Annotated in this window: 2 protein-coding genes; both read left to right on the top strand. The window is 75.7% G+C overall.

The window, feature by feature from the left end:
• Positions 1–998, top strand: a 998-nt coding sequence (locus GT045_RS20760) for a glycosyltransferase (protein WP_161335071.1), incomplete at its 5' end; no start/stop codon positions are given.
• Complete coding sequence (locus GT045_RS20755) at positions 995–2,062, top strand: class I SAM-dependent methyltransferase (protein ID WP_161335070.1); 1,068 nt, start codon at positions 995–997, stop codon at positions 2,060–2,062. The genes GT045_RS20760 and GT045_RS20755, both read left to right, overlap by 4 nt.
• The last annotated feature ends 98 nt before the right edge of the window (positions 2,063–2,160 follow it).

The raw sequence follows: 2,160 nt of genomic DNA, 5'->3' as shown, positions 1-2,160 counted from the left end.
CCCCCGGCGCCGTGCGGCCGCCGGACCTGCGGGGCGCGGAGGCTCTGCGGTTCCTGTGGGAGTGGTACCTGCTGCCGCTCGCCGACGCGATGGCGCCCGGTGTCGCCGAGGCCGTCACGGCGGTCCGCCCGGACGTGGTCGTCGCCGACCAGCAGGCGTTCGCCGGCGCGCTGGTGGCCGAGCGGCACCGGCTGCCCTGGGCGACCTCCGCGACCACGTCCGCCGAGTTCAGCGGCGCCTACGACGGCCTGCCCAAGGTCGCCGACTGGCTCCGGCAGCGCCTGGCCGAACTGCGCGCCCGCATCGGCGACCCGGCCGGCACCGCCGACCCGCGCTTCTCACCCCATCTGCTGCTGGCGTTCAGCACCCCCGAACTCATCGGTCCGCAAGCCCCGCTGGCAGCGCACATCCACTACGTCGGCCCCTCGCTCGCCGGCCGCCCGGCCGGTCCGCGCTTCCCCTGGGACCGGCTGGACCACGGCCGGGCCAAGGTCCTGGTGACCCTCGGCACGGCCAACGCCGACGCCGGCGGCAGGTTCCTCGCCACGTGCCTGGCGGCGCTGCGGGACCGCGCCGACCGGATCCAGGCGGTGATCGCCGACCCGGGCGGCGCCCTGCCCGTGGCGGCGGACGACAAGGACGTGCTGGTCCTGCCGTCCGTACCGCAACTGCCCTTGCTGGAAAGGATGGACGCCGTGCTGTGTCACGCGGGCCACAACACCGTGTGCGAGGCGCTGTGGCACGGCGTCCCGCTCGTCGTCGCACCGATCAGGGACGACCAGCCGGTGGTGGCCGGACAGGTCGTGGACTCCGGCGCGGGCCTGCGCGTCAGGTTCGGCCGGGTCACCGCGGCCCGGCTGGGCGAGGCCCTCGACACCGTCCTGCACGACCCCGTCCACCGGGCCGCCGCCGCCCGGATCCGTACCGCGTTCCGCGCGGCGGGCGGAGCCCGGGCCGCGGCGGACCACCTGCGACGACTGGCAGCGGAGAGCCGATGAGCGACGCCCGTGACAGGAAAGCCCGCATCGCCGCCCTGCGCCCCGCCTACCGGGCCGACCTGGCCGCCGGCGGCGACCGTTTCCTCGCGCCCCGGCGGACCACCTGCCCCTGGTGCGCCTCCACCCGGCTCAGCCGGCGGCTGTGCACCACCGACCTGCTCCAGCACAAGCCCGGCCGCTTCACCCTGGACGCCTGCGCCGGCTGCGGGCACATCTTCCAGAACCCGCAACTCACCCCTGAAGGGCTGGAGTTCTACTACCGGGACTTCTACGACGGCCTCGGCGAGCAGCGGATGAGCGGTACGTTCGGCGGACGGGACGCGATGTACCGGGGCCGCGCCGAGGCGATGCTGTCCCACGACCCCGCGCCGAAGACCTGGCTGGACGTGGGCACCGGACACGGCCACTTCTGCGCCGCCGCCCGCGGTGTGCTGCCCGGCACGGCCTTCGACGGGCTGGACTTCACCGACGGTGTGGAAGTCGCCGCGCGCGAGGGCCGCGTCGACCACGCCTACCGGGGTGCCTTCCCCGACCTTGCTCCCGAACTCGCCGCACGCTACGACGTGGTCAGCATGTTCCACTACCTGGAGCACAGCACCGACCCGGACCGTGAACTGCGCGCGGCCCGCGAGGCGGTACGCCCCGGCGGGCATCTCCTCATCGAGGTACCGGACCCGGAGAGCCGCTACGCCCGGCTCCTCGGCCGCTGGTGGCTGCCCTGGCTCCAGCCGCAGCACCTGCACTTCATGCCGGCCGGGAACCTGCGGCGCCGGCTCACCGACCTCGGCTTCACCGTGGTCGCCGAACAGCACGCCGAGGCGCACGACCCGGTGGACCTGCTCGCCGCGGTCTGGCTCGCGCTGGACCACGCGGCCCCGCGCGACGACGCGCCCTGGCTCCCGGAACCCCCGGGCGCCCTGCGGCGCGCCCTGCGCACCGCCCTGCTGCTGACGGGCGTCCCGGCCCTCGTCACCGCCACCCTCCTGGACCGCTTGGCGGTACGCCCCCTGTCCCACCGCCTGCGGCTGTCCAACGCCTACCGCCTCATCGCCCGCCGTCCCTGACCCCGGCCTCCCACGCCGAGCCGCCTCGCGGCCCCTCCGGCGGACGTCCGCGGTCCGCTGCGAGGCGTCTTCCTGCGGGCGGGGAGGCGGGTGCGGGC

This window comes from Streptomyces sp. SID486 (assembly GCF_009865385.1).
Taxonomy (GTDB): Bacteria; Actinomycetota; Actinomycetes; order Streptomycetales; family Streptomycetaceae; genus Streptomyces.
Note: the sequence above shows the minus strand (reverse complement) of the source record. Positions and strands in the feature narration are given on the sequence as shown.